The organism is Hymenobacter jejuensis (assembly GCF_006337165.1).
Taxonomy (GTDB): Bacteria; Bacteroidota; Bacteroidia; order Cytophagales; family Hymenobacteraceae; genus Hymenobacter; species Hymenobacter jejuensis.
This window is the reverse complement of sequence record NZ_CP040896.1, coordinates 2,443,019-2,469,131: the sequence shown is the minus strand read 5'-3', so window position 1 is coordinate 2,469,131 and position 26,113 is coordinate 2,443,019. Positions and strand designations below refer to the sequence as shown.

The window sequence follows — 26,113 nt, the reverse complement described above, 5'->3', positions numbered from 1 at the left end:
TTCTCCTAACAACCCGTGCGAAGGAGTTCTGACGAGCGCTGCACCGTCACTTCAGCCTTTCAGGTCAGCTCGATTTTTTGCCCCAAAAGGCAAAAATTTCCCTCATTTTTCTACTAATATTATTAGCACAAACAAATCAGCCGAAAGCTTTGAAAGTCCAATTTTAATGTCTGAACTCACCCGTGATTTTCTCCAAAAAGTTGGCGATTGGTATTAATTAGCTATTTTTACCCTCATTAATACAACATTTTATTCTTTTTATCTAGTTTAATGGGCTTTTAAAGGGCTCTCAAGGCCTTTTTCGTCTACTTCTGATTTTTCGTCTGCAACCTTTTTTCTACTAATCAGGTTAACCTTGCTCTCATTTGCCAGACTCGCTGGCCGCCCATCCTCTTCGGGTCTAAAGAAGGGTCCACCAACCTTATTCTCATGTCCATTGCCCTATTCTTACTGACTTTTTTGTTTCCGCCCCGCCCCCTTACCACCTCTGTTGCCGTTGTTCCTCCGGTAGTTGCACACATGAGCGCACGCAGCGTTTCTTTCGAACGGCGCGTCGCGGCCCCCACGCATCTTCCTTCGACTTTACCAAGCTATACCGTTACGGCTACGGTATATAATGCCGAACCCAGCCAGACCGACGCCGAGCCCTTTGTTACGGCCGACAACTCGCGAATTTCGCGGCATCACACCAGCAAAAACCGCTGGATGGCTCTCTCACGCGACATGCTTAAGTCGCACGGAGGCAAATTTGATTACGGCGATTCCATCACAGTAAGCGGTATTTCGCCCGCTCTCGACGGCAACTACGTCGTGCACGATACGATGAACCGCCGCTACCGCCACCGCATCGACCTCCTAGTCAACCGGCACGAGGCCTTGTATGACGAGTGGGTGCGCTTCGGCAAGTGGGACAAAGTAAAAATCAGCAAGGTAAATCCGGCAAAGCCTGCAGTTTGGCAAGCCAGCTAACCATCTGATTATCAATATATTGAATTAAACAGGGTATTTTTCTATGTTTCGCGACACACCGTCGGCGTCATAGAGAAAGCTGAGTGGCTGCGCAGGATCGCGCAATATTTCGCTGAGCGGAATCTGCCACCGTTTCCACATTTCCAAGAGCGACTGCCCGTAAGCCGAGTTTTCCCACGGGTTAAACACTTCGCTGGTGATGTCGTCGATAAGCGTATCGTATACGATGTGGTCGTCGCCGGCCTGCACCGGGCGCGGAAAGTAATCGGGCACCACATTAAACAAGTAGGCCGCGTAATATACGCGCGCTTTGAATTCGGCTACCTGAATCGGATGCAACGGCCGCTGCGCATCGGTATACACACGGCGCATCGCCTGCCGGATAATGCCGTTATCGAATAAGCAAGCCATGATAACCACGTTGTCGAGCTTGATGCTGAATGTCATCGTAGTCAGATCGTCGTCGTATTCGAACGGAACTGTATCTTGCTGAGGGTCAACCTCTAGCACAAACACCGAAGCCGGGCTGAAATCTTCGAATACAATCGGGACGCGAAGCGCCTGAAACGTTTGGAAGAACGCCTGAAATCGCCGCAACATCTGAGCATTTTCGGCTAGCGGGTAGCGGGGCTTGACCAAGGGATCGAGCTCGGTCAAGAGTTCCGTGACCAACACGCCGTAAAACATTTTGCCGAGCCACAGAAACAGCGTTTTCTCGTCGAGCGCCCGTATGGCGTCGAGTCCTTGCGCAGCAGCCTTCTCTACCGTCGCTTCCAGCGGCGCGACGTGCTGGGTGTGGCAGCGGGGGCAGCACGGAATTCGTAAGTCGCTGTACGTGACCACACTCTGATCAAGCAACAGAATTTGCCGGTTGGCTAGTTGGTAGCGTTCCTGCAACCACGGCGCAAACACCGGCACCGAATCTGTGGGCGGTGTGGTGGGCCGGCCGCACAAGAAGCACTGCTCCGGCCCAAAGCGCATCCCTTCGAACGGATAATAAATCGTGAGGTCGTCGGCAGAAGTAGGCATGGGCGCGCGGGAAAAAGTAAGGAGCAAAAGTACTGCGCCAAACCCTGACGTGTAGTGCCATTTCTGATGCAACGCCCGGAAGCAGTAAAGTAAAAGGCCTTCGCTCGTTTGAGCGAAGGCCTTTTATATAGTGGCTAACAGCTAGTTACAACTATTAGCGCGACAAAGCATTGCCAAGCTTAATCAGCAATTTGCCTAGGTTCTTCAGCGGTCCGGTGTATCCATTATCGGCTTCTTCGGCAATTTTGGTAGTTTCGGCACCCAGCGTAGCCAGCGTTTCGGCGATGGCGTGGGCTTCGGTTGTTTCGGCAGTAATCTGCTCGCGCAGCGTTCCTAGTTCCTGAATGATCTTGGCCAGGCCCGGCCGCTCGGAGGCCCGCAACACGGCTTCCCACCGATCAATTTCGGCAAGTCCGTGCTTGTTGCCCGGTTCGGGAACGCCGTCGTTGAGCAGCGCGACGGTATCGTCGAGCAAGGCGGTGTTCTGCTGATCAGTTACATCCAAGGGCACTGTGGGCGTAACGGGAGTTTGGGGCGTGGGGGCAGTCGAATCCATGATCAAAAGTCATTAGGCAAAGAGAAGTACCTCGTATACTTGCTTCTCCCTTGAAAAGTTAAGGCGACCGGACCGCCGAAAAGTTCGTAGAAGTTGCCCGTTCTTCTTGCTTGTAGCCAGGGAACTCGTTTTGCGCCCCATGCTCCACGTTTATTTACCCGCACCTTTTTCCGATTCCGCGCAGCAGCTTCAATTTGAGGCCGTGCGCGCGGCGTTGGCCGCGGAGCCCAACGGCCCCACCAGCCTGCTGCTCGGCAATCTGAGCCTGCACGCCCATGCCCAACTCGATGCCGTAGTGGTGCGCCCACACAGCATCACCATTTTGGTGCTGGAGCCGCGTGGGGGTCAGCTCCGCATCACCGACTTTGCCAACGGCGCTTGGAGCCTTGATAACGAGCCAGTTAGAACCAAGGAGCAGGCAGTAAATCCTTTTCAGCAATTCTTAAATCATAAGTCTCATTTAACCAATTACTTACAACCATTACTAGAAACGGGCGCCGTTAACTTCAATTTTATTACGGGCATGTTGCTGTTCGGCGAAACTGTGGAATTTGGGCCCGAAGTGGAGCCGCAGATGGCAGCCGTACCTGCGGCCAGCAGCTTCCACCTGTTGGCCAACCCGGCGCGTTTTACCCGCCTTTTGGCGCAGGTCGCCACGCCCGAAATCGACCTGACGGAAGCCGACTTATGGCAGCTGTTGACTGACATAGCGCCGGCTTTTGAAGTGCCAGCCGACATTGGGCTGCCAACACAACATGTGGCGGCGGCTGACCCGGAATCTTCCGGCGATTTTATCCGGCAAAAAGTTTCGCAGCTATGGCGCTGGTTGGGTGCCGCCGACCTGGAAGAAGTAGACCGCTCCTACAGCGAAGATGAGCGCAGCTTTGCGGCCCGCAGCCAAGAAAAAGCCGAGCTCGAACAGCTCCGCGCCAGTTTGCAAGCCGAACTCGACGAGAAACTGCGGGCCATGGAAGCCCGCGAGGCCGAACGCGAGCGCAGCATTAATCAGCTACGCGAGCAATTGGCGCAGGCCCCGCCCGTAGCGCCAGAAGCCGTGGTACTGCAACAGCAGCTCAGCGCTGAGCAACAGGAAAAAACGGCCATTGAACAAGCTATACAGGCTTCCAAAGCCGAATCGGCGGTCCGAAACCAGGCGCTCGACTCCAAGATCCAGCGCCTAGAAAGCCTGCTACGGCGCATCCAGAACGCGCCAGCCGGCTCACGATACAAGTCACTGTCTAACAAATATTTACCCCTAGCCACGAAACAGTTGCGGGCGTGGTGGCAGGTACCCCGGCTGCGCTTGGCCGCGGGTGGATTGGGGCTGCTGGTTGTGGTAATCTGGGCGATCGCGGCCCGCCACGACAAGCCGCTGAAGCGGTTTGAGCAAGATGGCAAATGGGGTTTTGCAGCCGCTGACGGCACCCCTGTGATCCCGGCCCGCTACGCCTCAGTGAGCGACTTCAAAGGTGCGCTGGCGGTGGTGGAAAAAGACCATGCCTTCGGATTCGTCGATCAGAAGGGCAACGAAGTTATCCCGCCGCGCTACGATGCACTCAACCCCTATGCGGAAGGCTATGCGCGCGCTCGAATCGGCAACCTGTACACCTTTATTGACGAAGACGGCAAGGAGTTTAACTCGTACTATTACAACGCGTTAGACTTTTCCGAAGGCCATGCCGCTGTACTCGATCGACGGGGCTGGTTTTATATTTCCGGCAACGACGAGACTACTGCTGAGCCGATCCTTTTTCAGGAAGCTTACTCTTTCCATGAGGGGCTGGCCCGCGTGAAACTGGCGGGCGCGTACACCTTTATCACGGAAGATTATCTGGACGACCCCAGCGAAGGAACCGCCCCGTTCGGCCGCTATGCCCATGCCAGCGATTTTGCTGATCACCGCGCCCGCGTTACGCAAAAAGGCCGCACGTTTTTCATCGACACCCACGGCAAACGCATTGACTAACTGCGCGTTGCAGCTTAGTCGTCGTGTTTTTTATGCTTTTGTTTGCCGTGCTTTTTGTAGTAGCCGCGGCCCCGGTGCCCTTCCCGAACCTCGTATTCGGGAACTTGACCCGTGCCGGCCGGAAATGCCAGCATCTGCGGAGTGCCTGCGCCACTGGTCTGCAACGCCAGCTGCCCGTCGCTGCTCGTGACCACGCGAGAAGGCAAGCCTGACAGCGTACAGCCTTGTCCCTCAGATAATTCTGTACGGTTGCCTTCGGCGTTTACCACAAAGCCGTCGTGAGTGACAGTGCGCCCGTTGGGCAGGTGCACATCGTGTTCCATGGGCAGTTTGTCACCGTTGCGCAGGATGTACATGGTCCCGTTGAGCCGCAGAAAACCGTCGTTGGCGGTTTTTTGGGCCGCCGCGCGCTGACCGTACGCCACAAGCAACAATACGATGACAATCAGGCGCATACGATATAAAACCATATTTACAGAAGGAAATCAGGGAAGGCAATGGCGTACAGAAACTGCACCACAACCTGAGCGTACGAAGAAACGCGGGTTACCTTTTCCGAATTCTGGTATTAAGGAAAGTTAAAGTTGAATTTCCATCATTTTATTTCTGCCATGAAAATCTCCTTCAAGACCCTGTTCGTTGCTGCTGCTTTCTCTACGTTTGCTATGACTTCGTGTGGTGATGCTAACAAAGCTGCTAATGCTACCGAAAACGCCGCTAACAACACGGCTGATGCCGCTGGCAACGCCGTTGATAGCGCGAAAGCTGACATGGCAACCGAGCCCGGCGACACAGCTGTGGTTCAGAACAAGGAAGCTGATAAGTTGGTAGAAGAAACTCCTGAGAAGAAGTAATTTCTGCTTGCTGCTTATAAAAAAAGACCCGCTCCTGAATCAGGAGCGGGTCTTTTTTTATACACAATCATCTTACTGTCAAATACTTAACTTGCAAGCTCCATTAGTACGTCGTAATAGGGGCGCTGCAACATGCGGGCCCGTAACCAGGCATAGAAACTGATGGCGTGGATATCTTCGCGCTCCAGGGGCTGAAACGAAGGCAACTGATCGACGCGCTCGGCAAACTCGGGACGCGTAGCGGCGGCAGGGTCGTCGATGATTTCGCGCACCAAGGCCAAGTAGCTCAGCACGTAACGATACGGGCCGCCTTCGGCAAACTGCTCGCGAAGCACTCGCTCGATGGCCCGCAGTCGGTTGTAGGCAAGGTCGGGGTTGCCCATTTCGAGTTGGGTCAGCATTTCGCCCAGGTTTTTGTTGAGTACCCACTCGATGCCCATTTGCTGCTCGCACCAATGGTCGGAGCGGCCGATGCCGATAAGCACTTGGTTGGTTTTGGCAAACTGTCCTTCGGCAAAATAATGAAAGCCCAAGCCGAGGCGCGCCGTGAGTTGGTCGCGGGGTGAAAGTGTGCCTTCAGCGCCCTTGATCACTTCTACTAACAGCTTGATACTCTCACCATTGCGTCTTTGAAAAGCGTAGTTAGCTGCCAGCAGAAACGTGTGCTTGGGCAGAAATTCGGCGTAGTTGCTGCGCGGCCCCGAGTGCAGAACCACCCGAAGTTTTTCCAGATACGCCACCGATTCGTCGAAGCGACGCAGGCGGTACAGGGCGTGCGCCACCATGTAAAGCAGGCCTAGCTGGTAGTAGCGGTGGGCGGGCTGGAAGCCGTGGCGCTTTTCCATGAGGTGGTAGCAGCGCATCACAAACGGCGCAAACGAAGCAAAATCGCGACGCACGAGCATGGCACTGCGCGTGATGGACATGAGCCGGTACAGCAGCGCCGGACGGCGGGCAAAGGCTTCCTGCAAATCGTACTCGCGCAGCACTTCCTGCAAAATAGCGTCGAATGACTCGCCGGCGCGGCCCTTTATCCGTGCTTGCCGCAGGCGCTGGCGGATGAGGCTATCGGCAATGCCGGCGCGCTCCTCTTCGTCGGCAGCTTTCTTGTTTTGGTTGCGCCGACGGATGATGTCGGCCAGCTCGTCGGCGTGCTCGCTGTTGGCCTGTGCAATCTGGAGGTTGTAGACGGTGTTCAGCAGCTCGTATTGTTCGTTTTGGCTGGCCAGTTTTTCGGCTTTGCGCAGCATGTTCCAAGCCAACCGCGGTACGCCTACGTCGAACAGATACTGCGCCAGCGACAAAAAGCCGCGCACCGAAGAGGCCGCCGTAGGGTCTTGTTGGCGCTGGCGCAGCAGCAGAAAATCGGTGAGGTGGCGCATGAGCCGTTTGCGTAACGCGTAGTAAGCCACGGCATTGGCTTCGCCAGGGTAGAGGCGGCTCACGAGTTGCTCGGTGGTGTAGGCACGCTGCTGGAGCAGCAGCTCATAGAGTTGCAGGTCTAGCCGATCCTTTTGCTTTTTGCCCTGCCGCTGGATGAAGCGCCCAAAATCCTTGCGGTCGTCGGGCGAAAAAGTAGCGAGCGTAGTTCGCAAATCATCCATTGGGGCTAAGAAATATTAATCAGACTAAAAAACAATTTAGAAAGTCTAATATTATTCAGATAACTATCTTATTATAAGAGAGTTATCAATACATAGTATTGGATTCCAATGTCTAAATAAACAAAATATCCGTTAGATTTTCGCAGTCCCGGTTCTGCATCTTCGTGTCGTTCTTAACCCCCTCCCCCATGCGACACGCATTACTCTTTCTGTTGACCTTCCTGCTGACGGCCCCGGCGTGGGCGCAGGACGTACTTACCAAACAAAACGGCGACGAACTCCAAGTGAAAGTGCTGGAGATTTCGCCCACTGAAGTCAAGTATAAGCGCACCGACAACCCCGACGGCCCCCTGATTTCGGTGCGCAAGTCGGAGGTGTTTATGATTCGCTACGCCAATGGCACGAAGGAAATCCTGAGCCAGCTTCCCGCCGGCGCGCAGCCTTCCGTGGGTAGCGCCCCCGCGCCTATCACCGGCCCGGTAGTGCCCGGCGACGAAGAGCCGGCTTTCGAGCACATCAAGCTGGGCGGGCCGCGCCTGGGCTTCACCGTGCTCACGGGCGGCATGCTGAATAAAGCGCGGGGAATTGATGGCTACCACAACCTCAACCCGTTTCTGACGCAGTTTGGCTGGCAGTTTGAAACCCGCATTTTTCGAATGCCCAACGGCACTGCGGGCTTGTTTGAGATCGTACCGCTGATTGGCGGACTTGAGCAAGGTAAGTTTATTCCGAGCATCAACGGCTTGATTGGCATACGCGGGCCCAAAGGCTTTGAGTTTGGCCTGGGCCCCAACCTGACGCCGGTGTCGGCCAACATTGCCTTGGCCGTGGGCACTTCTTTCCACGCCAACGGGGTCAACTTTCCGGTCAACTTTGCTGTGGTTCCGGGCAACGGCGGGGCCCGCTTCAGCCTGCTTTTCGGCTTCAACTCGAAGCGAAATTAACCATTTGATTATCAATTGATTAACTTAATCCCCATGCGACACTTCTATTTTCTGATTTTGTTTTTTGTGCCGCTGCTAAGCCAAGGGCAGGACGTAATTTTGCAGACCAACGGCGAAGAAACCAAGGGCAAAGTCCTGGCTATCAGCCCCGAGCAAGTAACCTACGTTTCCGGCGAAGCCGGCAAAACCGATACGCTCCAGCTGGCGGCCGCTTCGGTATTTCTGATTCGCTACGCCAACGGCACGAAGGAAGTGTTGCACGACCCGGCCGCGCCCACTGCTTCGGAAGGGCCAACTCTGACAAGCGCCCAGGCGTACGAGCAGGGCCGCCTCGATGCCCGCAAATATTACAAATCACCGGCCGCGTTCTGGGGCACGTTTGGCACTACGCTCGTCACGCTGCCGGCTTACGGCCTGGGAGGCATCGTGACCGGGGCCGTGGTGGGCTCTACCGCTCCTCCAGCGACCCGATTCGTGGTGCCAGATGCCCGGCTGCTGACCAATGCCGATTATGTAAGCGGCTACCGCAAGCAGGCCCAAAACAAAAAGCTGGGCCAAGCCGCTGCCGGCTACGGTGCGGGTATGGGAGCGGGCGTGCTCGTGACAATGATGATTATAGCCGCCTTGTTCAACGCACATTGATTTGATTATCCTATAACTAACTCTATCACAACTGAATACATGGTCTGCTCTCGGCTTATTGCTTTTCTAACCACCCTGCTTTGCTTGTTTTCACTTTCCACCGCCTCCGCCCAGGACCGCATTACGCGCACCGACGGCGTGGAGGTGCTGGGCAAGGTGGTACGGGTGACTCCGGCCGAAGTAGTGTACCTCCCTGAAACGCCCGCGGGCAGCACCGACACCCTGCACTTGAATACAGATGTAGTTTTCCTTATCCGGTACGCCGACGGCAAAAAGCACATTCTGCACAACCCCGCCCTGCCCGGCAATAGCACAGTGGCCCCTGCGCTCACCGATGCCGAGCTGGCTACCAAAGGCCGCGAGGACGCTAAACGCAACTACTCCACCGTCGGCACCTTTTGGGGGGCTTACGGCGCCACAATTGCAGTGCCTCTGCTAGCCCTGCGCTCCCGGGCTCCGGTAGTCGGCCCGGTGCTTGGCGTGGGCGTGGTCGCCACCTTGGCCAGCGTGCGACCCAGCGAAAAAAACTTTGAAATCCTCTCGCCCGAACTGCGCGCCAATCCTAGCTACATGGCTGCCTACCGCAAGCAGGCACGCCGCAAGAAGGCCGGTAGCGCCATTGGCGGATTTGGTGCTGCGCTAGGAACTGGGGCAGTGGCAGTGGCCATCTTGGCTTATCTGCTTCGCGACGGCTTTAGTTGAGATATTCCGGGGCAATAGCGTCGCCTTTAAGGACTGCTTACCTCAACCTTACAGCCAGGCTTATCGTATGGGGTAGAAATACATTTCTTTCCACCCAAACCCTTACTGCCATGGACTTGAATAACAATAATGTCAATGACCAAACGGAATTGCGCGCCCGCGGCGGCTGGAATGAAGTAAAAGGCAAAGCCAAACAACAGTGGGGCAACCTCACCGACGATGACCTCGAATATAAGGAAGGTCAGCAGGACGAATGGTTCGGCCGCCTACAACAGAAAACCGGTCATACTGTGGACGAAATCAAAGATTGGTTTCACCGCAACTTCTAAATCCTCAAGGAGTTAAGTATAACTCCGGGTTAAAAAAGCCCCGAGCCGTGCGCCCTGCGCCAGCCCGGGGCTTTTTTACGTCAGGTTTGTTTTGTACTTGTGCTTGGCTTCAGCCAGCATGGGGAGTTACTGAGATTTGTGCATGACCATTGCTCCGGAGGAACTGCGCACTTTGGGCAACACTGCCTTGCTTCAGCTGCCTAAAACAGCTTTTTTCTGTTCGCGCGTTTACCCTACCTGCGCCGAGCGCGGCACGTATTTGTGGGCGTTGGAGCAGCGCTACCGCGGCCACTGCATCATTTCGGGCTTTCATTCGCAGCTCGAGCAGTCGGTATTTCGGTATCTGCTGCAAGGCGCCGCCCAACCAATTGTGTACGTGTTGGGGCGGGGCATTCAGCCCAAGCTGCGGTTTGAATACGGTCCTGAAATTGACGCCGGGCGCCTGCTGTTCGTGTCGCCCTTCGAGTCCGATACCACGACCGTAACCCCCGAAACCGCCGACATCCGCAACCAACTTATTGCGCAGCTAGCCGATAAGTTCTTTGTGCCCTACGTCACCCCCGGCGGTACGCTGGAGCACCTCCTGCTCAGCCCAAGCGCCCAGAACAAGCCCGTCTACACCCTCAACATTCCCGAAAACCGCGATCGCCTGCGCAGCGGCGCGTTCCTAGCCTTGCAGCCTAACGGCGTCTTCGGCCGCGACACAGACAAGCCGAATTACTGAGCAATGTATCCTTATAAATATCTGAATGTCAATTGATTATATGAATGGCTAAACTATCACTCAGCGACGTAATCGCTTAAGTACTGATAGCGCTCCGTCAGCTTGCCGTTGCGGGCGATGGTTGCCCGCTCGATAACCTCATCCGATTGGCTGCCAACCAGATGCGGAAATACATTGTCGATAAGCTGCCGGCCAAAATCGCGCGAAGCATTGCGCGGCAGCTCGCACGGCAGGTTATCGACGGCCATCACCGTGATGTTATCGGGTCGCGAATAAGGCGCTTCGAGCTGGCCGGTCTGGGGGTTGTAGTCGAAGGCCGGATCCGCAATGCTGCTGGCTCGCTTGGTGCACGGAATCGAGCCATTTACATCGCAGGTCACGTCAGCAATGGTGGTGATGCGGAAGCCGGCGCGGCGCGTGTCTTCTTCCGTAAAAAGCTTCGGCGCCGTTGGGTGCCAGTAGGCACACGCAATCAGTAAGTCCGTGACGGGCAAGAACTTATCAAACGTCGATTTGTAGAGATGGGGGTTGTGATGAAAGTCCGGCGTATCCCACACGCGGCCGTCGAGGCGGGCGTTGTAGTCGGAAGAACGCAACTGCGCGTACACCGGCTCCCGAAAATCTAGGTACAAATAATCGTACACGCTCACCCGCCGAATGCCCATGCGGTCGAGCACTTCGAGCGCGCCCTGCGCCACCCGCCCCGAACCCGTCACGGCCATCTTGATGGGCGGCAGCTTTTTCACCTTGAAAAACTCTTCCTGCATGTCGTCCATGTCCACGCATTGCCAAGCGGGCTTGAGTTCGTAGAGGTTGAATTTGCGGCCGTACGTGAGCAAGCCGTTGTACGCCCCCACGATGCCGGCGTAGCGCCCAAACGCCACGATGCGCTCCTCGCGGTCGTTGGTGAGCAACTCGTAGTCGACCAGCGTAATGTTCTTTTTCAACACCTGCCGCAGCAGTTCCCGGTTGGCCGGCTGCTTCTTGACAGTGTGCGAAAAGAACAAATAGGTTTTATTGGCAATCAGCTGATCTACAGGCACTTCTTTCACACCCATCAGAATGTCGCAATCGGAAATATCGGCCCGCACTGCGATGCCGAGGTCGCGGTACTCCTGATCGGAGTAACTTCGAACCGGGCTTTCCTGCACCACAATCTGCACGTTGGGAAAGGTGGTTTGCACTTCGACGCACTTTTTGGGAGTAAGCGGCACGCGGCGGTCGGCGGGAATTTTTCCTTCGCGAATCAGGCCGATTTTAACTTTTTGCATCGGTTATGGGTTGGGAGGGTGGTGGGCAAAACTACACGTTCTCACGGCAATGCCGCGTCGGGTTTTCGCCTTACCTTTGTCTAGGACTCGGCCCCGTAGGCCTCTTTCTGTCGCCACCCTCTAGCTTCTTTTTATGCTTTTGAAGACCAAGCCCGCCGACGTGTTTGTGGACCGTCATAACGGACCCGATGCTGCGGCGGTAGCCGACATGCTGCGTACCATCGGCGTGGACTCGCTGGATCAGCTTATCGACGAAACTGTGCCGGCGGCCATCCGCCTCAAGCGCGAACTCAACCTCCCGACCGCGCTCACTGAGCGCGCGTTCCTGGCCAAGTTCAAGCAGATTGCCGGTCAGAACCGCATTTTCAAAAACTACATCGGCCTGGGCTACCACGATACCCAAATGCCGGCCGTGATCCAGCGCAACATTCTGGAAAATCCGGGTTGGTACACGGCCTACACGCCTTACCAGGCCGAGATTGCCCAAGGTCGCCTCGAAGCGCTGATCAACTTCCAGACGGTAATTATTGATCTGACGGGCCTCGAAATCGCTAACGCTTCCCTGCTCGACGAGGGCACGGCGGCGGCCGAGGCAATGCACATGTTTCACAGCCAGTCGAAAAAGAAGAACGCGACCAAGTTCTTCGTATCGGACTTGGTGTTGCCCCAAACCATCGACGTGCTGCGCACGCGCGCTACGCCGCTCGGCATCGAACTGGTAGTCGGCGACCACCGCACCGCTGATCTGTCGGATGAAGCGCTGTTTGGCGCCATCCTGCAATACCCAGCCGCCGATGGCCAAGTATTTGATTATCAAGATTTTATAAAAGAAGCACACGACCATAACTTGTTTGTGGTAGTGGCAACCGATCTTTTGTCGCTGACGCTGCTCACTTCGCCCGGCGAAATGGGCGCCGATGCCTGCGTAGGCAACTCGCAGCGCTTCGGGGTGCCAATGGGCTACGGCGGACCGCACGCCGGCTTCTTTGCCACGAAGGACGCCTTCAAGCGCGTTATTCCGGGCCGCATCATTGGGCAAAGCGTGGACGCGGCGGGCAACAAAGCCTACCGCATGGCCCTGCAAACCCGCGAGCAGCACATCCGCCGCGAAAAGGCCACAAGCAACATCTGCACGGCGCAGGTACTGCTGTCGGTGCTGGCGGGCATGTACGCCGTATACCATGGGCCACAGCGCCTTAAGCAATTTGCCACTAACATTCACGCGCACACGCAGTTGCTGGAAAAGCAACTTGCCAGCTTAGGCGCCGAGCAAACCAATGCAGCGTATTTCGACACGCTCAATATTCGTCTGGAAAGCGCGGAGTTGCAACAAGCCGTGAAGCGGGAAGCCGAAGCTGCTGGCATCAACTTCCGCTATTTCGACGACGCCCGCGTCGGCATTTCGCTGCACCAGAATACGGAAGCCAGCGACGTGGCCGAGATCGTGGCGGTGTTTGCCAAAGTACTGGGCAAAACGGCATCCGGAAGCGTGGAATTGCCCGAAGAGGTAGAGTTGACGTGGCCTGCCGGCCTGGTGCGGGAAAGCGAATACCTCACGCACCCCGTCTTCAACATGCACCACAGCGAGCACGAGATGCTGCGCTACATGAAGCAGCTGGAAAACAAGGATTTGAGCCTTGCGCACTCCATGATTGCTTTGGGTTCGTGTACCATGAAGCTCAACGCCACCGCCGAGATGATTCCGGTGACGTGGCCTGAAATCGGAAGCCTGCATCCTTTCGCCCCACGTGAGCAAGCCAAGGGTTACACCCAGATTTTCAATGACTTAGAGGCTTGGTTGTGCGAAGTAACCGGCTTTGCAGCCGTTAGCTTGCAGCCCAACTCCGGTGCGCAGGGCGAATACGCTGGCCTGCTCGTAATCCGGGCGTATCACGAATCACGCGGCGATCTGCACCGCAACATCGCCCTGATTCCGGCTTCGGCTCACGGCACCAACCCGGCTTCGGCCGTGATGGCCGGCATGCAGGTAGTGGTAGTGAAAAGCACCGAAGATGGCAACATCGACGTCGCCGACCTCAAGCAAAAGGCTGAGCAGCACGCTGCTAACCTTTCGTGCCTGATGGTAACTTACCCCAGCACGCACGGCGTGTACGAGGAAACGATCATCGACATCTGCCAGACCATTCACCAGCACGGCGGCCGCGTGTACATGGACGGCGCCAACATGAATGCGCAGGTTGGCCTGACGTCGCCCGCCACTATCGGTGCCGATGTGTGCCACCTGAACCTGCACAAAACCTTCTGCATTCCGCATGGCGGCGGCGGTCCGGGCGTAGGCCCGATCGGTGTAGTCGCCGACTTAGCGCCGTACCTGCCCGGCCACGTAGTGATCGAAGTAGGCCATGAGAAAGCAACGGGTGCGGTTTCGGCAGCACCTTGGGGCTCGGCCAGCATTCTGCCTATCTCCTACGCTTACATCTCCATGATGGGCGGTGAGGGCTTGAAAGCGGCCACGCAAACGGCTATTCTGAATGCAAACTACATCAAGGCCCGCTTGGAAGAGCATTATCCGGTGCTGTACACGGGCTCTAAAGGCCGTTGTGCCCACGAGATGATCCTGGACTGCCGTCAATTCAAAAAGGCCGGTATTGAAGTCGAGGACATTGCTAAGCGCCTGATGGACTACGGATTTCATGCCCCGACCGTGTCGTTTCCGGTGGCGGGCACGCTGATGATTGAGCCGACCGAAAGCGAAAGCAAAGAAGAGCTTGACCGTTTCTGCGAGGCGATGATTTCGATTCGCAAAGAGATCCGCGACGTAGAAGAAGGCCGTGCTGATGCCAAGGAAAACGTCTTGAAGCACGCGCCCCACACGGCAGCTACCGCCCTCACGCACGAATGGACCCGGCCGTATTCCCGTGAACAGGCGGTGTACCCCACCGAGTATACCCGCAGCGCCAAGTTCTGGCCTTCGGTGAGCCGCATCGACTCGGCTTACGGCGACCGCAACCTCATCTGCTCTTGCACGCCGTTGGAAGACTACGTTGATCAGGAGGAGCAACTGGTCGCTACCGACAAAGGCCCTTCGTACTAGCAGCAAAGGTTTGGCTGCCAAACAGCAGTTGATTATCCTACATAGAAAGCGCCCGGCTTATACAAGCCGGGCGCTTTCTATGTTATTGTATTATAAGCAGTTAGGCGAAGCTCAACTTTCAGAAAGAAACCTTGCCGAGAACTGCTCCCAAACGGGCTAGCGCTGCGGGAAGCAAGTGCGGTACATGTACCCGTTCAGCACCTTGCCGTCTTTTGAGACGCGGGCTTTGACAAAATACGAATCTACCGTATCCATAACCTGCACTTCTGCTCCAGAATCGATGGTGGAGAGTTGGGCCGACTGCTTGGTCATACCGTCGTATAGTATACACTCGACTACCGTGTTGTGGGCCACCGGACCTTGATTTTTGCGGTTGCTGCTGCTTTCGTTGTTGGCGGCGCTGCACGAAGCAAGTGCAGCAAGAGATAACAGGAGTAGTAGGCGTGAAGTCATATGATAGGTTTATGCGGGTAAGATAGCAAAATATCAAGCTCAGCCAGCAATATTCAGGAAAATTTAACGTGTAATAGAGCAGCCGACTTTTGCATTCTGGGAACGTTGGTCTATACTGCAACGTTTATAAGACAAGCCGAAAAGCCACCTTTTTCCGAGTTTCGGAAGCGGCCAAAGTAAGCCCCTCACCTAATCATGCAACCAGCTTATATGAACCGTCTCACCCGTTTCTTTGCCCGCCCGGCCGCTCTGGCTGCGGTTGGTCTGTCGTTGTTGTTGGGCGCCTCCAGTTGCACTTCGTCGCGCGTTGGCGTCACCTCGGATTTTGACCACAGCGTGAACTTCCGGAACTACAAAACCTGGGCTTGGTATCCGCAACAAGTCACGGACGCAGAAGGCGGCCCTGCTAAAGGCTACCAATCGTTCTTGGATCAGCGCCTGCGTTCTGCCGTGGAGGCCGAGATGTCGCGCAAAGGCCTGACACGCGTCGATTCGAACCCTGATTTGTACGTCGCTTACAATGCCAAAGTAGAAGATAAGCAACAAATCTCGCCTTACTACAACGGCTTAGGCTATCCTTATTATGGATATGGCTATGGCTACCGTGGCTACACGCCGGTTACCAACTACCGAGCCGGCACTGTGATCATTGACTTAGTGGACGCCAAGCGCAAAGAACTAGCATGGCGCGGTCAAGGTCAGGCGCAGGTAGACAACCAGACCATTTCGCAGGAAGAAGTGTACCGCATCGTCGGTGGCATCTTGGGCACGTATCCGCCCCAAGACAACCAAGCCCGTCGTTAATACAACGATCTGATTATCAAAACAAAAGCCCGGTTGCAGTGCAACCGGGCTTTTGTTTTGATGAATTCCACTGCGCTAAATCGGCACGTTTACATGGCGCTCAGCATGGTAGCTGCTGCGCACCAACGGACCGGACTCTACGTACTTCAGGCCGCGGCGCAAGCCTTCTTCGCGGTAATGGGCAAAGAGATCAGGATGAATAAATTCGGCTACCTCCAGGTGGCGCTTGGTAGGTTGCAGGTACTGGCCAAGCGTCAGGATGTCGAGGCCGTTTTCGACTAAGTCGTCCATGGCTTTGTACAGCTCGTCTTTCTGCTCGCCCAAGCCCAGCATGATACCCGATTTGGTGCGCTTGCCAGCTGCTTTCGTGCGCCGGATTTGCTCCAGCGAGCGATCGTATTTGGCCTGCGGACGCACCAAACGATAGAGACTGCCCACCGTTTCGATGTTGTGCGACACGACTTCCTGTCCGCCAGCGATCATTGTGTCCAGCGCTTCCCAGTTGGCTTTCACGTCGGGAATGAGCGTTTCAATGGTCGTGGAAGGCGAAAGTTCTTTCACGCGCACCACCGTTTCGAGCCAGATGCTGGCTCCGCGGTCTTTGAGCTCGTCGCGGTTAACAGAGGTAATCACGGCGTGCTTCACGCCCATCAGCTGAATGGCTTCGGCTACGCGGCGGGGCTCGTCGGTATCGTATTCGTTCGGGCGGCCCGTGGCCACAGCACAAAACGAGCACGAACGCGTGCACACGTTACCCAGAATCATAAAGGTGGCCGTGCCGGCACCCCAGCACTCGCCCATATTAGGACAATTTCCGCTTTCGCAGATGGTATGCAGTTTGTGTTCGTCCACTAGGCGGCGAACGTTGGCGTAGGCCGGGCCTACGGGAAGCTTCACGCGGAGCCAGTCAGGCTTGCGTGGTTTGGCAGGAGCGGCCGGAGCAGCCGCTTCGGGCTGAATGATGGGCAGGGTCAGCAACAATTCGTCCATGCTGCAAAGGTAGTTATCAGTTGCCGGTTGCCAGTTACCCGGCCCGGGGAGAAGTTATTTTCCCCTCAACAAAGAGAGCCGCCGTTTTGTGCTGCGGTTTTCACTATTGAGCGTTCGTCGTCTTCGTGTAGAAAAGCAAAAGGCCTTGTCCGTCGCGAACAAAGAGCCAAAGCTCCGTTCAGCGTGACAAGGCCAGCACAATACAGATTATTTTATAATTATCTGTACATCATGTAGTTAACTCCTGTGACCCAAATATAAAGTCAGGTATACTGAAGGGAAGAAGCGGTTGTTGAGCTTGCTATCGGGCACGGTGTTAGCGCGCAGAATGGTGAGACGGTTAGGATACATCTCAAACAAAAAGCCCGTTTCGATACCCGCCACAGCGTCGCGGTAGCGGCCGTACTCGAAGCTGAGCGCGCCGCGCACATGCGCCCCAATGTTGGCCTTGAATTCGCCCGCCCCCGAAAACAACGGCGCACGATCAACGATCAGGCTGCCATTGGAATGCTTAAACGGATCGTATTGCTCGGCCCGGATGTCTTCGGAGGTCAGGGGCCGCCCGTTGGGGTCGCGCTGGGTATAATCGTAGTAGATGTAATAAGGCATCAGCAAGCCAATGGAAGGGCCCGCCCCCGCCAAGGCATTCACCTGCACGCCCGATTCGGGAGCTTTGCGGAAGATAACCCGCTGAGCACCAAAGGAAGGCCGCAACACAAACAGGTAGTTGCTCTTGCCGATCACGAAGGTGCCGCCGGTATTGGGGTTCACCACTTTCTGCTCCTTAGGGTGCTTCACTTCCACGCCTTCAATGCTCCAGAACCGCGCCCAGTCCTGCGACAGAACGTGGGTCGAGCGCACCGCTACGCCACCGATGAGGCCACCTTGCGTATTGAAATTCACACCGTACGTGAATTCCTTCCGGTACGAGGGCTCGTCGGAAGAAGTAGTACCCTGCGCCCGCGCCACCGTACCGGCGCCCAAAGTAGCAAGCAGGAAGAATCCGGAAGTGAGATAAGTGCGCACAGCTAACAACGAAGCTTGAAAGGAATAGAACCAATAAGGGCGCGGCGTGTTAGGTCCAACGCTATCGAAAGTACGTAAATTTATAGCCATCGTATCGTCATCTTTTGAACTACAAATTGCACTGCTGCTCGCTGTAGCGGCCAGTCGGCGCCCCAAAGCCGTGCCCAGGCCCGATGGTTGGCTAGAGTAAGACTAGGCTTTGCTTAAAAACATCGCCCGGACGTGCCCGCTGGCGCTTATTCTGAACCCGCAAAGCCGGCAGCAGGTTCAGTTTTCCTGCCGGCTGCAAACCGAATAAAATAGCTGCCATGCGGCGCGAAAAAGGATTCGGCGAAGCATGGCAGCTACGATGTATAACTAACTGATTGGCTGATTATTGCGCTAGTTGGTTTTTTATGTCGCTCAACCGAATTCCCATGTGGGAAGCATCGTAACGGCACTCGCCGTCTTGGATCAGCAGCAGTTGCGGCGATTCGTGCCGAACGCCAAACTGCTGCGCGATTTCGGCCGAAATTGGGCGGTAGCGGAGCAGGTCGAGGTAATAGATTTTTGCTTCTTGCAGGCCCGCTTCGTCCCACTGGCGCTCCAGTTTGCTTTTGGCCGCCGCGCTAATGGAGCAACTCGTGCTGTGCTTAAAAATCATGACCGGCTGCTCGTGCGACTCGCGTACGATATCGGTTAGTTGTTCGGGCTGGGTGAGTGGTTGCCAAGATATCATGGGGAAAGTCAGTTTTGTGGCGTGGATTTCTTCTTACGAAGACGCAAACTCACATGCGATGGTTCGCTTACGCGCGGCATACCGCTGTTATCGAACTTAAACTTATCGCGGCCGTCGCTCTGGGTGACTTGGCGGCCGCTGGCGCCCCGCTTGAAGGTGGCTTTGTTGACGGCCAAATGTGAGTCTTTGTATTCGGCAGACGAACGGCGAGCATCGCGCAGCGCCTTGCGGTTTTCGGACCGTTGCTTGCCCGGCGAAATGGATTTTGTTTGAGCCGCCGCAGCCGACATACCACAGAACAACACAGCCGCAACCAAGAACAGACGCATAGACGGATACACTAAAAAAACGGGGATTGAGAGGGTAGCAGCCTTTCGTTGTACGCAAAACGACACGCCCAGGCTAACGCGATAACTAGAAAGGCAGCGTGATACCCAGGAATTTGCGCTGACCAACTTTGTGCTTCAGACGCCGCCGCTCGTACTTGCTTTTTTTCAACAGCCCGTGCTTGTCGTAGCTGTTTTTCTGGGGCTTGATTTCGGTGGCCGGGCCGCCTAGAGTTCGGCCGTCGGCGGCTTGGTCAGCCGGAACTTTGCTGGCCTTCACCTTAGGCTGAGGCGGCCCGGTGGGAGTAGGCAGCCGATAAGGCCGACACGCCCCGAGAAGCAACACGCTCAACAAAACAAACCCTACGCTCCGGCGCAACACACGCGAAATACTCAAACTCATGACGCCAACTGGCACGTTAGTAAGCACGAAATCAAGCAGAAAGATAACGACTCCGGAAGAATCCTAAACAATAATTCACAAATACTTGTCAATCAAATAGTTAATGAATATCACTTCTTAATAAGCCAATAGCTTCTCGACGCGCTCGCGCAGGCGCTGCTGCGGTAGGAAAATCTTTTCCAGCGGCGGCGCAAACGGCACGGCGGTATCCAGCGAGGCCACGCGCTGCACCGGCGCATCGAGGTACTGAAAACAATGCTCCGCAATCCAGGCTGCAATTTCGCCGCCAAGGCCACCTGTAAGGGTGTCTTCGTGCAGCAGGATTACGCGACCAGTTTTGCTAACTGTCTTTCGCACAGCCTCTTCGTCCCAGGGCAATAGGGTGCGCAGATCCAAAATATCAGCCGAAAGGTTGAGCTCGTCGGCCAGTTGTGTGGCCCAATGCACGCCTATGCCGTAGGTGATGATGCTCATTTCCTCCCCTTCGCGCACCAGGGCCGCTTTGCCGATGGGCGTGGTATAATAAGCATCCGGCACGGGGCCGCTAATGGAGCGGTAGAGCAGCTTGTGCTCGAAGTACATGACGGGGTTGGGATCTTCGATGGCAGCGTTCAGTAACCCCTTGGCATCGTGAGGGTTAGAAGGAAACACCACCTTCAGGCCCGGCGTGTGGGTAAACCACGCTTCGTTGCTTTGCGAGTGAAACGGCCCCGCCGCCGAGCCAGCACCGGTAGGCATGCGCACTACTACGTCGGCGTGTTGTCCCCAACGGTAATAGCTCTTGGCTAAGTTGTTGACAATCTGATTGAAGCCACAAGTTACAAAGTCGGCAAACTGCATCTCGACCATCGCCTTTTTGCCCCGGATGCTCAGCCCTAGGCCTGCACCCAGAATGGCCGATTCGCACAGTGGAGTGTTGCGCACGCGCTCCTTGCCAAACTGCGCTACGAAGCCGTCCGTAATTTTGAACACGCCGCCGTACTCGGCAATGTCTTGGCCCATGAGCACCAGTTCGGGGTAGCGCTCCATGCTCTGGCGCAGGCCGTCGGAAATGGCGTCTACATAGCGTTTTTCGGTGGTGGATGCGTCGGCAGCGGGTTGTTCCGAGCTGGCTGGCTCGAAGGGCTGGTACATGTCGGCTATTTCGGTGGCCGCATCGGCTACGGGCATAGGCAGCGCATCTGCCACCTTCAGGCCTTCCTCAATTTCGCGCTTGATGGTTTCGCGGAAGCGCATGCGGGCTTCCTGATCCAGCAGATTTTCGTCGAGCAGCCACTTTTCGTAGGTTTCGACCGGGTCTTTCTGAGCCCATTCCTCAAACAGCTCCTGCGGCACGTACTTGGTACCGGAGGCCTCCTCGTGGCCGCGCATCCGGAAGGTCAGGGCTTCGAGCAGGATAGGCCGCGGGTTTTGGCGGAGGTCTTCGGCGAGGCGGCGCACCGTGTCGTACACTTCCAGCACATTATTGCCGTCAATCTGCACGGCCTCCATGCCGTAAGCGGGACCTTTGTCGGTAAACGACTTGAACCGGAACTGCTCGTTGCTGGGCGTACTCAGGCCGTAACCGTTGTTTTCGATCATGAAGATGACCGGCAGCTGCCACACGGCTGCCACGTTCAGCGCCTCGTGGAAATCGCCTTCCGAAGCGCCGCCGTCGCCGCTGTACACCAGCGTCACCTTCTGCTTTTTATCCAGCAGATCAGCCAGCGCAATGCCATCAGCCACAGCGAGTTGCGGCCCCAAATGCGAGATCATGCCCACGATGTGGTGCTCGTTGGTACCGAAATGAAAGGAGCGGTCGCGGCCTTTGGTAAAACCGTGGGTTTTGCCCTGCCACTGCGCAAACAGCCGGTCGAGCGGTACGTTGCGGCCCGTAAACACGCCCAAGTTGCGGTGCAGCGGCAAAATGTATTCATCGGCTTCCAGGGCCAGCGTGCTGCCTACCGAGATGGCTTCCTGCCCAATGCCTGAAAACCACTTACTTACCTTCCCCTGCCGAAGCAGAATGAGCATTTTTTCCTCAATCAGGCGCGGTTTGAGCAGGTTTTGGTAGAGGTGCAGCAGCACATCTTGGGAGTACTCTTTACGGTTGAAGACCATAGCGGGCGGGTGGAAAGATTGGCGGTGCCAAAAGTACGGGTTTGGGAGAAAGGTAGCCCACTCTGATTTCAGAGCAAGTGACGGCAGGGTTTTGATTCGACGCATATCTTCTCAACTTGCCTTTGCGTTTCAGGAACTTCGGTGCTGCTGCCGAGTTATTATAGCCTGACCCCTGTTTTGCCCTCATGATTCATTTCGAAGAATTCACCCTCGCTAACGGTCTGCGCTGCATTGTGCACGAAGACCATACCACGCCCATTGCCGTGCTCAACGTGCTCTACAACGTCGGCTCGCGCGACGAAGACCCGGAACACACGGGCTTTGCACATCTATTTGAGCACCTGATGTTTAGCGGCTCGGTTAATATCCCGAGCTACGACGAACCGTTGCAGATGGTGGGCGGCGAGAACAATGCCTTCACCTCCCCCGACATTACCAACTACTACCTCACGCTGCCCGCCAACAACATCGAAACCGGCTTCTGGCTGGAGTCGGACCGGATGCTGAGTTTGGCGTTCTCCGAGAATGGCCTCGAAGTGCAGCGCAAAGTGGTGGTCGAAGAGTTTAAGCAGAACTACCTCAACCAGCCCTATGGCGATGTGTGGCTGAAGCTGCGGCCGCTCGCGTATCAAAAACACCCCTACAACTGGGCCACCATCGGCAAAGAAGTCAGCCACATCGAGAACGCCGTAATGGACGACGTACGAGCGTTTTTTGCAAAGCATTACTCACCGGCCAACGCGATTTTGGTGGTGGCCGGCGCCGTTACGCTGGCCGAAGCCAAGCGCTTGGCTGAGAAGTGGTTCGGCCCGATTCCGGGGGGCACCAAGTACGAGCGCCAGCTCCCCGTAGAGCCGCGCCAGACCGAGCCGCGCTTCCTCGAAACAACTGCCGATGTGCCGCTGAGCGCGCTCTACAAAGTGTACCACATGCCCAGCCGCCAAGATCCCAACTACTACACCGTAGACCTGCTCAGCGACGTATTGGGTCGGGGCAAATCGTCGCGGCTGTACCAACGTTTGGTGAAAGATCGGCCCTTGTTCAACTCCATTTCGGCTTCCGTAACGGGCTCGCTGGAGCCGGGTCTGGTGGTCATCAGCGGCAAACCCAACGCTGGCGTAACGCTTGAGCAGGCCGATGCTGCCGTGCAGGAAGTAATAGAAGAGCTGCGCTCGGAGCTGGTGCCAGCCGAAGAACTGGAAAAGGTCAAGAATCAGGCAGAGTCCAGCATCGTTTTCGGAGAGATTGAGCTGCTCAACCGAGCCATGAACCTCGCCTACTGCAAGCTGATGGGCGACGCCAATCTTGTAAATCAGGAAAGTGCTAATATTCAAGCAGTTACCCCGGAGGCGATATTAGCTGCCGCGCAGGACGTATTGCGCCCCGAGAACAGTAGCACCTTGTATTACCGGGCCGAGCCTAAGGCTCCCGCTGAAACCTTATTGCTGGCTGCGGAGGCCGAGTAACTCAAATTTTACCCCAACAAAAAGCCCCCCTGCTGAGCAGGGGGGCTTTTTGTTGGGGTAATTAGAATACTGGAAGCCAGATTACCAGCCGCTGTTGCTATTGCCCCAACCATCGTTGGTCACCTTTTTGGGTGCTGGTTTTTTAGCCGGCGCAGCTGCTGGCTTGCGCGTGGCGGGCGTTGCCTTTAAGCTAGAAGCAGTAGATGTAGGTTGAGGTGCCGCTACCGGAGCAGCAGTTGCGGGTGCAGCCGTCGGAGTTGCCTCAGGAGCAACGGCTCCGGCAGCAGGCGTAGTCGCCGTAGCGGCGGCAGCGTTCTGCACGGGCGATAGCGCAGGCGCAGTTGATCTTACCGTAGGCCGATTTACCGGACGACCACCCATAGGGCGGCCCCGATAGTCGTAGCGCACGCGCATCGGAGGCGACGACGTGAAGCCGGGTGCGGTTATCTGACCTTCTGACCGCCACATGGGGTCGGAATCGTTGTCTGAGGCAGCCGGCGTTGCCCACTGAGAAGCAGCATCGGGCTTAGTAGAGGTAGTTGCCGGTGCGGCGGCAGGCTGAGCCGGCACGGTGGTAGTGGTTTGCTGGGCCAGCGCAGCCGAGCTGCTGAGGGTAGCTACCGCCAATAAACACGGAAAGAAGAAACGTGACATATAGAAGGTGTGCATTAGCAGTGAGAGGTCGTTACTGCTTTATACGCACGAGCGTCTTTAAAAGTGCCTTCTGCAAACCGATTCTCCGATCAGTGCAAATGCTAAGATGAGTTTCGAAAAACTCAGAAAACAGCTGTTAGCGGCGTTTTGAGGTAGTAGTAGACGTTTTGGTCGGCACTTCCGAAGAGATAGACGTTGCGCCCAATACTGGTTTTGTTTTCTTCTTCAGCGGACGCCCCATGTAGTCGGTAGTGGGAGGCGCTGGCATGTTGATGCGCATTCCCGGAGCAAGCTTCATGTCTTCTTCGTTGCGGCGGTTGGCCCGATTATACGCCATATACGCCCCCGACCGCGCCCGGCGCGTACCCGAAGCGCTGGTGCCGTGGTAACCGCCCTTTACCTTGGTCTTGGTTTGTTGAGCCAGGGCTTGGGTTTCACTAAGTCCGACCAGTAGGCAGGCGCACGACGCAAGTAAGAGGAACTTTCTCATGGGAAGAAGACGGACTAGAGGAAATACAATGACGCTCGGTAAGGGGGTATACGGCGAAACGCAGCCCATGGATTATTCCAACCGAAGCCGGGCCACGAAAGGTGGCCCGGCTTCGGTAGCAGAGGCGATTTAGCCTACCAAGAATCGGCGCTGGCAGATGCTCCGACTGGCTCCAGGGAGGTAGGCTGGGTGCCCAGCGTGGAGTTGCTGCGGCGCACCGGCTGGCGCAGTGGGCGACCCCAGTAATCGGTGCTGGGCCGCTCGTTGGCCGTCATGCTCATGCCCGGCGCAACCATGATGCCCGAGTAATAAGCAGGCATTTCCTCGGTGGGCATTTCTCCAACGTTAGTTCTAGCGCGCCGCGCCTTAGCTTTCGCTTTGATGGGGCGGCCATTGTAATCGGTGCTGGGTTTATCGTGCAGGCTTAGGCTCATGCCGGGCGCACTCATCCAACCCGTGTTGTAGTCTTTAGAAGCCTCTTCGGAGGCAGGTGCAGCCGTGGCCCATGGGTCAACCGCGGCGGGTTGAGCAACCGTTGAAGAAGCAGACTGCGCTTTGGCGCCAGCACTTACAAACAGCGCGGCCAGTATCAACAAGGAAGAAAGAAGGCGATTCATAACAAGAAGTAAATCAACGTGATAGAAAGGAACTAAGCATGCCGACGTGCTTCCGATAGAGTGTGGGGCGCCTCCTCTTTCCATCTGTTTCGCGGCTGGTAGTGCTACTTAATACAGCAATCGTACCAATTTCCTATTCCGGGCTCGTTACCGCTTATGGGCCGGCTGGCGTGCGTTTTGTTGGCCTACGAACCGTACCTTTGCCTTACTATGCAGGAGAATATCACGCAACTACGGGCCGAAATCGAAGCCTACGATGTTACTTCCCCGGAACAGCTCGACCAGTTCCGCATCGCCTTCACCGGCCGCAAAGGCCAGCTAGCCGATTTGTTCGACCAGCTCAAGACGGTGCCGCAGGAGCAGCGCCGCGCTGTGGGCCAGGAGCTTAACCAGCTCAAGCAGCAAGCGCTGGACAAGTTCAACGCCCGCCAGCAGGAGTTGGAAGCCGCCGCGCAAAATGCCCCCGCCGACCCGTATTTCGACTATACGCTGCCCGTTGTGCCCAATGCCTTGGGCACGCGCCACCCGCTGTCGCTGGTGCGCGAGGAAATGGTGCGGATATTCTCCCGCATCGGCTTCAACGTCGCCGAAGGCCCTGAGATTGAGGACGATTGGCACAACTTCACGGCCCTCAACTTCCCCGAAAACCACCCGGCCCGCGACATGCAGGATACGTTCTTCGTGACCCGCGACCCCGCCAATCCCGGCAACGACCACCTGCTGCGCACGCACACCAGCACCGTGCAGGTGCGGGTGATGGAATCGCAGAAGCCGCCGATCCGCAGCATTATGCCTGGCCGCGTGTTCCGCAACGAAGCCATTTCGGCCCGCGCCCACATGATGTTTCATCAGGTGGAAGGCATTTTCATCGACGAAGGCGTCAGCTTCGCCGACCTGAAGCAAACCGTGTATTACTTCGTGCAGGAGATGTTCGGACAGGATATCCAGATTCGTTTCCGGCCGTCGTTCTTCCCGTTCACCGAGCCCAGCGCCGAAATCGACATCACCTGCCTGATTTGCAAAGGCACGGGTTGCAACATCTGCAAATACACGGGGTGGGTTGAAATCGGCGGCTGCGGCATGGTCGACCCCAACGTGCTGGAGAAGAGCGGCATCGACCCCGAACGCTACTCGGGTTACGCTTGGGGCATGGGCATCGAGCGCATCACAATGCTCAAATACCAGATCAAAGACCTGCGCTTGTTCACCGAGAACGACATGCGCTTCCTGCGCCAGTTTGAGAGCGTGCAGTAAGGAAATATATTCCTTTATCCTTTACCCCTGCGCCCGTCAGCACGAACGCAGGGAAGAACGCTACATGAGCGCTAACTCCTTTTAAGTAAGTAGCGTAGCAGCAAAGCGGTAGACATACTTCACTACGTTCCTGATGACAAAAGTATTTGTACTAATTTCCTTATAAT

27 protein-coding genes are annotated in these 26,113 nt (G+C 56.1%); 12 read left to right on the top strand and 15 right to left on the bottom strand.

The window, feature by feature from the left end; all coding sequences use genetic code 11:
* Positions 1–429: 429 nt before the first annotated feature.
* Positions 430–969, top strand: a complete 540-nt coding sequence (locus tag FHG12_RS10155; protein WP_139515625.1) for an RlpA-like double-psi beta-barrel domain-containing protein — start codon at positions 430–432, stop codon at positions 967–969.
* Positions 970–993: 24 nt separating this feature from the next.
* On the opposite strand, the gene FHG12_RS10150 is transcribed toward FHG12_RS10155, so the two are convergent.
* Together FHG12_RS10150 and FHG12_RS10145 are read right to left on the bottom strand one after the other, a co-directional pair.
* Positions 994–1,998 carry a hypothetical protein gene (locus FHG12_RS10150; protein WP_230471355.1) on the bottom strand — a complete coding sequence of 335 codons (1,005 nt, stop codon included), beginning with the start codon at positions 1,996–1,998 and terminating at the stop codon, positions 994–996.
* Positions 1,999–2,152: 154 nt separating this feature from the next.
* The gene (locus tag FHG12_RS10145; RefSeq protein WP_139515624.1) at positions 2,153–2,554 is read right to left on the bottom strand and encodes a hypothetical protein; all 402 of its coding nucleotides are present in this window, start codon (positions 2,552–2,554) and stop codon (positions 2,153–2,155) included.
* 139 nt (positions 2,555–2,693) lie between these two features.
* Here FHG12_RS10145 and FHG12_RS10140 point away from each other — a divergent pair, with 139 nt between their 5' ends.
* A complete protein-coding gene (locus tag FHG12_RS10140; RefSeq protein ID WP_139515623.1) occupies positions 2,694–4,520 on the top strand; it encodes a WG repeat-containing protein in 1,827 nt (608 codons plus the stop codon).
* Positions 4,521–4,534: 14 nt separating this feature from the next.
* Here FHG12_RS10140 and FHG12_RS10135 read toward each other — a convergent pair whose 3' ends face one another.
* Positions 4,535–4,990, bottom strand: a complete 456-nt coding sequence (locus tag FHG12_RS10135; RefSeq protein ID WP_139515622.1) for a DUF6799 domain-containing protein — start codon at positions 4,988–4,990, stop codon at positions 4,535–4,537.
* Positions 4,991–5,131: 141 nt separating this feature from the next.
* Between FHG12_RS10135 and FHG12_RS10130 the strand changes: the two genes are divergently transcribed.
* On the top strand, positions 5,132–5,374 hold the full coding sequence (locus tag FHG12_RS10130) for a hypothetical protein (RefSeq protein WP_139515621.1): 243 nt from the start codon (positions 5,132–5,134) through the stop codon (positions 5,372–5,374).
* An 86-nt stretch (positions 5,375–5,460) separates the two neighbouring features.
* On the opposite strand, the gene FHG12_RS10125 is transcribed toward FHG12_RS10130, so the two are convergent.
* A complete protein-coding gene (locus tag FHG12_RS10125; protein ID WP_139515620.1) occupies positions 5,461–6,978 on the bottom strand; it encodes a hypothetical protein in 1,518 nt (505 codons plus the stop codon).
* 188 nt (positions 6,979–7,166) lie between these two features.
* On the opposite strand from FHG12_RS10125, the gene FHG12_RS10120 reads away from it, so the two are divergent.
* The 5 genes from FHG12_RS10120 (at position 7,167) to FHG12_RS10100 (ending at position 10,319) form a co-directional block, all read left to right on the top strand.
* On the top strand, positions 7,167–7,922 hold the full coding sequence (locus FHG12_RS10120) for a hypothetical protein (protein ID WP_139515619.1): 756 nt from the start codon (positions 7,167–7,169) through the stop codon (positions 7,920–7,922).
* A 33-nt stretch (positions 7,923–7,955) separates the two neighbouring features.
* Positions 7,956–8,564: a hypothetical protein gene (locus tag FHG12_RS10115; RefSeq protein ID WP_139515618.1), complete on the top strand. Its 609-nt coding sequence runs from the start codon at positions 7,956–7,958 to the stop codon at positions 8,562–8,564.
* 84 nt (positions 8,565–8,648) lie between these two features.
* Positions 8,649–9,266, top strand: coding sequence for a hypothetical protein (locus tag FHG12_RS10110; RefSeq protein WP_139515617.1), 618 nt, complete (start codon positions 8,649–8,651; stop codon positions 9,264–9,266).
* 110 nt (positions 9,267–9,376) lie between these two features.
* Positions 9,377–9,595, top strand: a complete 219-nt coding sequence (locus tag FHG12_RS10105) for a CsbD family protein (protein WP_139515616.1) — start codon at positions 9,377–9,379, stop codon at positions 9,593–9,595.
* Positions 9,596–9,737: 142 nt separating this feature from the next.
* Positions 9,738–10,319, top strand: coding sequence for a DNA-binding protein (locus tag FHG12_RS10100; RefSeq protein ID WP_139515615.1), 582 nt, complete (start codon positions 9,738–9,740; stop codon positions 10,317–10,319).
* A 56-nt stretch (positions 10,320–10,375) separates the two neighbouring features.
* Here the strand turns inward: FHG12_RS10100 and FHG12_RS10095 are convergent, their stop codons facing one another.
* The gene (locus FHG12_RS10095; RefSeq protein ID WP_139515614.1) at positions 10,376–11,590 is read right to left on the bottom strand and encodes an NAD(P)-dependent oxidoreductase; all 1,215 of its coding nucleotides are present in this window, start codon (positions 11,588–11,590) and stop codon (positions 10,376–10,378) included.
* Between the two features lie 133 nt (positions 11,591–11,723).
* On the opposite strand from FHG12_RS10095, the gene gcvP reads away from it, so the two are divergent.
* Entirely contained in the window at positions 11,724–14,645 is a 2,922-nt protein-coding gene (gcvP, locus tag FHG12_RS10090) for an aminomethyl-transferring glycine dehydrogenase (RefSeq protein ID WP_139515613.1), read from the top strand.
* A gap of 156 nt (positions 14,646–14,801) precedes the next feature.
* Here gcvP and FHG12_RS10085 read toward each other — a convergent pair whose 3' ends face one another.
* A complete protein-coding gene (locus FHG12_RS10085; RefSeq protein WP_139515612.1) occupies positions 14,802–15,098 on the bottom strand; it encodes a hypothetical protein in 297 nt (98 codons plus the stop codon).
* Positions 15,099–15,308: 210 nt separating this feature from the next.
* Here FHG12_RS10085 and FHG12_RS10080 point away from each other — a divergent pair, with 210 nt between their 5' ends.
* Positions 15,309–15,902, top strand: coding sequence for a DUF4136 domain-containing protein (locus FHG12_RS10080; protein WP_165699366.1), 594 nt, complete (start codon positions 15,309–15,311; stop codon positions 15,900–15,902).
* 75 nt (positions 15,903–15,977) lie between these two features.
* On the opposite strand, the gene lipA is transcribed toward FHG12_RS10080, so the two are convergent.
* From lipA to FHG12_RS10050, 6 genes are all read right to left on the bottom strand, one after another.
* Positions 15,978–16,880 carry a lipoyl synthase gene (gene lipA / locus FHG12_RS10075; protein WP_222940546.1) on the bottom strand — a complete coding sequence of 301 codons (903 nt, stop codon included), beginning with the start codon at positions 16,878–16,880 and terminating at the stop codon, positions 15,978–15,980.
* A gap of 249 nt (positions 16,881–17,129) precedes the next feature.
* Entirely contained in the window at positions 17,130–17,918 is a 789-nt protein-coding gene (locus tag FHG12_RS10070; protein WP_139515610.1) for a hypothetical protein, read from the bottom strand.
* Between the two features lie 373 nt (positions 17,919–18,291).
* Complete coding sequence (gene ytxJ, locus FHG12_RS10065) at positions 18,292–18,636, bottom strand: bacillithiol system redox-active protein YtxJ (RefSeq protein ID WP_139515609.1); 345 nt, start codon at positions 18,634–18,636, stop codon at positions 18,292–18,294.
* An 8-nt stretch (positions 18,637–18,644) separates the two neighbouring features.
* A complete protein-coding gene (locus tag FHG12_RS10060) occupies positions 18,645–18,965 on the bottom strand; it encodes a hypothetical protein (protein WP_139515608.1) in 321 nt (106 codons plus the stop codon).
* 85 nt (positions 18,966–19,050) lie between these two features.
* Positions 19,051–19,365: a hypothetical protein gene (locus FHG12_RS10055; protein ID WP_165699365.1), complete on the bottom strand. Its 315-nt coding sequence runs from the start codon at positions 19,363–19,365 to the stop codon at positions 19,051–19,053.
* Between the two features lie 117 nt (positions 19,366–19,482).
* Positions 19,483–21,465, bottom strand: a complete 1,983-nt coding sequence (locus tag FHG12_RS10050) for an alpha-ketoacid dehydrogenase subunit alpha/beta (protein ID WP_139515606.1) — start codon at positions 21,463–21,465, stop codon at positions 19,483–19,485.
* 185 nt (positions 21,466–21,650) lie between these two features.
* On the opposite strand from FHG12_RS10050, the gene FHG12_RS10045 reads away from it, so the two are divergent.
* Positions 21,651–22,931 (top strand): M16 family metallopeptidase, encoded by a 1,281-nt coding sequence (locus tag FHG12_RS10045; RefSeq protein ID WP_139515605.1) that lies wholly within the window; start codon positions 21,651–21,653, stop codon positions 22,929–22,931.
* Positions 22,932–23,012: 81 nt separating this feature from the next.
* Here FHG12_RS10045 and FHG12_RS10040 read toward each other — a convergent pair whose 3' ends face one another.
* From FHG12_RS10040 to FHG12_RS10030, 3 genes are all read right to left on the bottom strand, one after another.
* Complete coding sequence (locus tag FHG12_RS10040; RefSeq protein ID WP_139515604.1) at positions 23,013–23,585, bottom strand: hypothetical protein; 573 nt, start codon at positions 23,583–23,585, stop codon at positions 23,013–23,015.
* Positions 23,586–23,721: 136 nt separating this feature from the next.
* A complete protein-coding gene (locus FHG12_RS10035; RefSeq protein WP_139515603.1) occupies positions 23,722–24,075 on the bottom strand; it encodes a hypothetical protein in 354 nt (117 codons plus the stop codon).
* Positions 24,076–24,209: 134 nt separating this feature from the next.
* On the bottom strand, positions 24,210–24,692 hold the full coding sequence (locus FHG12_RS10030; RefSeq protein ID WP_139515602.1) for a hypothetical protein: 483 nt from the start codon (positions 24,690–24,692) through the stop codon (positions 24,210–24,212).
* A 210-nt stretch (positions 24,693–24,902) separates the two neighbouring features.
* On the opposite strand from FHG12_RS10030, the gene pheS reads away from it, so the two are divergent.
* Complete coding sequence (pheS, locus tag FHG12_RS10025) at positions 24,903–25,946, top strand: phenylalanine--tRNA ligase subunit alpha (RefSeq protein WP_139515601.1); 1,044 nt, start codon at positions 24,903–24,905, stop codon at positions 25,944–25,946.
* Positions 25,947–26,113 lie beyond the last annotated feature (167 nt).

Excerpts from the sequence above, each read along its gene's own strand:
- FHG12_RS10100 (WP_139515615.1), top strand. The coding sequence starts at position 9,738 with ATGACCATTGCTCCGGAGGAACTGCGCACTTTGGGCAACACTGCCTTG.
- FHG12_RS10155 (WP_139515625.1), top strand. The coding sequence starts at position 430 with ATGTCCATTGCCCTATTCTTACTGACTTTTTTGTTTCCGCCCCGCCCC.
- gcvP (WP_139515613.1), top strand. The coding sequence starts at position 11,724 with ATGCTTTTGAAGACCAAGCCCGCCGACGTGTTTGTGGACCGTCATAAC.
- FHG12_RS10135 (WP_139515622.1), bottom strand. The coding sequence starts at position 4,990 with ATGGTTTTATATCGTATGCGCCTGATTGTCATCGTATTGTTGCTTGTG.
- FHG12_RS10105 (WP_139515616.1), top strand. The coding sequence starts at position 9,377 with ATGGACTTGAATAACAATAATGTCAATGACCAAACGGAATTGCGCGCC.
- FHG12_RS10060 (WP_139515608.1), bottom strand. The coding sequence starts at position 18,965 with ATGCGTCTGTTCTTGGTTGCGGCTGTGTTGTTCTGTGGTATGTCGGCT.
- FHG12_RS10045 (WP_139515605.1), top strand. The coding sequence starts at position 21,651 with ATGATTCATTTCGAAGAATTCACCCTCGCTAACGGTCTGCGCTGCATT.
- FHG12_RS10140 (WP_139515623.1), top strand. The coding sequence starts at position 2,694 with ATGCTCCACGTTTATTTACCCGCACCTTTTTCCGATTCCGCGCAGCAG.
- FHG12_RS10050 (WP_139515606.1), bottom strand. The coding sequence starts at position 21,465 with ATGGTCTTCAACCGTAAAGAGTACTCCCAAGATGTGCTGCTGCACCTC.
- FHG12_RS10125 (WP_139515620.1), bottom strand. The coding sequence starts at position 6,978 with ATGGATGATTTGCGAACTACGCTCGCTACTTTTTCGCCCGACGACCGC.
- ytxJ (WP_139515609.1), bottom strand. The coding sequence starts at position 18,636 with ATGATATCTTGGCAACCACTCACCCAGCCCGAACAACTAACCGATATC.
- FHG12_RS10145 (WP_139515624.1), bottom strand. The coding sequence starts at position 2,554 with ATGGATTCGACTGCCCCCACGCCCCAAACTCCCGTTACGCCCACAGTG.
- FHG12_RS10055 (WP_165699365.1), bottom strand. The coding sequence starts at position 19,365 with ATGAGTTTGAGTATTTCGCGTGTGTTGCGCCGGAGCGTAGGGTTTGTT.
- FHG12_RS10120 (WP_139515619.1), top strand. The coding sequence starts at position 7,167 with ATGCGACACGCATTACTCTTTCTGTTGACCTTCCTGCTGACGGCCCCG.
- FHG12_RS10030 (WP_139515602.1), bottom strand. The coding sequence starts at position 24,692 with ATGAATCGCCTTCTTTCTTCCTTGTTGATACTGGCCGCGCTGTTTGTA.
- pheS (WP_139515601.1), top strand. The coding sequence starts at position 24,903 with ATGCAGGAGAATATCACGCAACTACGGGCCGAAATCGAAGCCTACGAT.
- FHG12_RS10035 (WP_139515603.1), bottom strand. The coding sequence starts at position 24,075 with ATGAGAAAGTTCCTCTTACTTGCGTCGTGCGCCTGCCTACTGGTCGGA.
- FHG12_RS10040 (WP_139515604.1), bottom strand. The coding sequence starts at position 23,585 with ATGTCACGTTTCTTCTTTCCGTGTTTATTGGCGGTAGCTACCCTCAGC.
- FHG12_RS10080 (WP_165699366.1), top strand. The coding sequence starts at position 15,309 with ATGAACCGTCTCACCCGTTTCTTTGCCCGCCCGGCCGCTCTGGCTGCG.
- FHG12_RS10115 (WP_139515618.1), top strand. The coding sequence starts at position 7,956 with ATGCGACACTTCTATTTTCTGATTTTGTTTTTTGTGCCGCTGCTAAGC.
- FHG12_RS10130 (WP_139515621.1), top strand. The coding sequence starts at position 5,132 with ATGAAAATCTCCTTCAAGACCCTGTTCGTTGCTGCTGCTTTCTCTACG.
- FHG12_RS10085 (WP_139515612.1), bottom strand. The coding sequence starts at position 15,098 with ATGACTTCACGCCTACTACTCCTGTTATCTCTTGCTGCACTTGCTTCG.
- FHG12_RS10150 (WP_230471355.1), bottom strand. The coding sequence starts at position 1,998 with ATGCCTACTTCTGCCGACGACCTCACGATTTATTATCCGTTCGAAGGG.
- FHG12_RS10095 (WP_139515614.1), bottom strand. The coding sequence starts at position 11,590 with ATGCAAAAAGTTAAAATCGGCCTGATTCGCGAAGGAAAAATTCCCGCC.